Annotated in this window: 2 protein-coding genes; both read left to right on the forward strand. The window is 48.8% G+C overall.

The features are described 5' to 3' along the window. A partial coding sequence (locus A3756_RS27695; RefSeq protein WP_068553553.1) for an ABC transporter permease occupies positions 1-1237 on the forward strand: 1237 nt, incomplete at its 5' end. A 249-nt stretch (positions 1238-1486) separates the two neighbouring features. Further along, entirely contained in the window at positions 1487-3718 is a 2232-nt protein-coding gene (selD, locus tag A3756_RS11840; protein WP_068553554.1) for a selenide, water dikinase SelD, read from the forward strand. The last annotated feature ends 51 nt before the right edge of the window (positions 3719-3769 follow it).

Here is a 3769-nt window from a genome sequence, read left to right on the forward strand (position 1 = left end):
CCGTATTGGCTGTGCCTTTATCCGTTCAATTCATGAAATTTTTTGGGCTTTGCTGTTTTTGCAGTTCTTTGGCTTGTCGACGCTGACTGGCTTGTTGGCGATTATCATTCCTTTTTCTGGCATCTTCGCCAAGGTCTATGCCGAGATTTTGGAAGAAAGCGATCGTGCGCCGAATGATGCCCTGACCCACCAGGCACAAGGCTCGTTTTCGGCTTTTCTTTACGCGCGCTTGGCGCAGGCTTGGCCGCAAGTCGTGTCGTATACGCGTTATCGTTTGGAGTGCGGTATTCGAAGCAGCGCGATACTTGGTTTTATCGGCTTGCCTACGCTGGGCTTTCATCTCGAAAGCTTCTTCAGTGAAGGCGAGTACGATCAGGCCGCGGCAGTGCTCTATGTCTTCTTTTTTGTCATCGCCAGCTTAAGATTCTGGAGTCATCGTCGTAGCTTATTGCTGCTATTGCTAGTCGCGGTGGTGTGGTTATCGACTCAATTGAATTTATACCTGAGTACACAGACCGATCTGATATGGCGCTTTTTAAGCTACGATATCCTGCCTGAACCCTTAAAAGGGGCTGAAACTCTTTGGCAGCTAGAGGCTTGGTATGCGACATGGGACTGGGCTAGCTTTCTGATACAGCAGCAGGTGGCCGAAGGCGTTTGGAATACCTTATTACTGACCATGATTTCATTGGTGGGCAGTGGCATCTTAGCCTTAGTCATGTACCCCTTTATTTCACCCTTATTTTTGAACAAAGGCAGCCGTTATCTGTCACACTTCTTGTTAGTCGTTTTGCGCTCTATACCTGAGCTGATGTTGGTGTTTGTTTTACTGATTATGATGGGTCCCTCGATGGTGCCCGCGATCGTGGCTTTGAGCTTGCACAATGGTGCGATTATCGCGCATTTGATTGGCAACGCATCACGCAACCTTAAGCTAAGACAAGACGCCCCGAAAGGCATTAATCTATATTCCTACGAAGTCACGCCCAGATTATATCGGCCCTTTTTGGCCTTTTTGTTTTACCGCTGGGAGGTGATTCTACGAGAGAGTGCCATACTGGGAATTCTCGGCGTGCATACCTTGGGTTTTTACGTCGACTCGGCCTTCGAAGAGTTGCGCTTTGATCGCGCCTTGTTTTTAATTTTAGTGACGGCATTGCTGAATATTCTTGTCGATACCTTATCACGCGGTATTAGGCGAAAGCTGCGGCTCAATGCCTTGCCGGATATGCGTTAGTGTAAGAGGAACAGTCCCGTTATAGGGTGCGCCGTGCGCACTGGCGGAGTAGTGGCATTCAAGCTTATATTTAACAAATAACAATGACTGTAGGCAGAGGGTTCTATCCCTCGCTCGATCAACCTCGTGCTAGCCTTCATGCGAGCCGTGGAAGGCTCTGCCTACAGGTTTAGGGCACTAAAGAGGGAGCGATAACGAATGATTACCATTGATTACCGCCTCTCTTAAAGAGCTGGATTAGGAATAAACGTGAAAAAAAATGAGACAAATACTGATACACCCATTAGCCAAGACTTGGTGTTAATCGGTGGTGGCCATGCCCACGCTATTGCTCTGAGCATGTTGGCCAAGCGTCACCTACCTGGTGTGCGCATTACCCTGATTTCCAATTCAGTACTCACACCTTACTCAGGTATGCTGCCTGGCTTGATTGCCGGGAACTACGAGCATGAAGACGTGCATATCGACCTGGGCGCAGCGTGTCGAAGTTTTGGGGTGCGCTTTATTGAAGATAGCGTGACAGGCCTCGATCTTGAAGCGAAAACCATCTTCTGTCAGCAGCATCCGCCGTTTTCGTACGACGTATTGTCGATAGATATAGGCTCTTCTCCAGACTTAAAAAACATACCAGGCACTAAAGAGTTTAGCGTTGGTGTGAAACCTGTTGATCGCTTTCTCGCTCTCTGGCATGACTTGCAGCAATCCCTACTGAGTAAGGAACTCACTTCGCCGGTAGATATTGGTATTGTCGGCGGTGGTGCCAGTGGTGTTGAAGTTGCGCTAGCGATGCAGCACAAACTTAAGTGTGCGCTAAAATACCGAAAGACGAGCTTTGAGCAACTTCGCTTTCACGTGGTCTCGGGGAGTGACACGATACTGCCCAGCCACAATGCCAAAGTGCAGCAGCGCTACCAAAAGGTATTGGATAAACGTGGGGTGCAGGTTCATCATGATTTTCGCGTGTCTAAAGTTGAAGAAGGGTGCTTGGTCGATGCGCGAGACGCTGAAAACCCGAGGGAACTAAGCTTAGACAAGATTATTTGGGCAATATCGGCGTCAGCCCCTGAATGGCCGAAAGCCGCTGGTTTAGCCTGTAGTGAGCGGGGCTTTATAGAAGTGGATGCTTGTTTGCAGTCAGTTTCTCATCCTAATGTTTTTGCCTCGGGTGATATTGCTGATGTGCTGGATCACCCACGGCCTAAAGCCGGTGTATTTGCTGTGCGCCAGGGTAAACCCTTGGCTGATAATCTTGAAAAAGCCCTACGTGGTGAGCCATTAAAAGCCTTTGTCCCTCAGAGCAAGTTCCTGAGTTTAGTGAGTACTGGCGACAAAGCTGCAATTGCCTCTAGAGGTGACTGGGCAATGTCGGGCGCATGGGTATGGCACTGGAAAGATTCAATCGACCGTAAATTTATGCGCCGCTTTAGTGAACTTGCCAAGCCGATGATCCCCGCTGAAAATGCGAGTGTGGATGCTGAGCCGATGAGTATGCGTTGTGGCGGTTGCGGTGCCAAAGTGGGGCAGCCTATTTTAAATCGCGTGATTGCCCAGCTTTCAACACGTTATGAGGATAAGGCGAAGGTAGCACTGTCCCAGCCGGATGATGCCGCCGTTTTGGCCATTCCTGCCGATAAATTATTAGTCCAGTCTGTCGATGCTTTTCGACGTTTCATCGATGATGACTACCTCTTTGGCCAGATTGCCGCGAACCATGCCTTGGGTGATATTTTTGCCATGGGAGCAACGCCCCATAGCGCCCAAGCTTTAGTGACCTTACCTTTTGCGAGTGAAGAAAAAGTTGAGCAGCAATTGCTTCATCTGATGCTTGGCGCGAGCAAGGTTTTTGATGCGTGTGAGATGCCCATTGTTGGGGGGCATACTGCAGAAGGTGCTGAACTAAGCCTTGGCTTTACCATTAATGGTCTAACCGATGAAAACCAGCTTCTAACCAAGGCTGGGCTTCAGCCAGGTGATAAATTGATTCTAACTAAAGCGCTGGGAACAGGGGCTTTATTTGCAGGGGATATGCGAGGCTTGGCGAAGGGGCCTTGGGTGAAATCGGCGATTGAAATGATGCTTCAGTCTAACCAAAAGGCGAGTCATATCCTCTTCAACCATAGGGCGAAAGCTTGTACCGATGTCACGGGCTTTGGCTTAGCTGGACACTTACTGGAAATGCTTCAGGCGTCAAAGCAAAAGGCTTCTTTGAATCTGGCTTCCTTACCTGTATTGGACGGTACTGAAGCACTGATGGCTAAGGGTATATTCTCGAGCTTGCATGAGCAAAACAAACAAATCGATACCAAGATGCGTGCTTTTATTTCCTTGGAAACGCCGAAAGAAGCAGAGATTTTATTTGACCCCCAAACTGCGGGAGGTTTATTGGCTGGAGTGCCTGCTGATCAAGCGAACGCTTGTTTAAATGAGCTGAGAACCGCGGGTTATGACTTGGCTTGTGTGATTGGCGAAGTGATTAAGTAGTAATATCCAGCTACCTTACCATCCTTTGGAGGGGGCTGACTTGAAGGCATT

The sequence above is a fragment of the Oleiphilus sp. HI0086 genome (assembly GCF_001635225.1).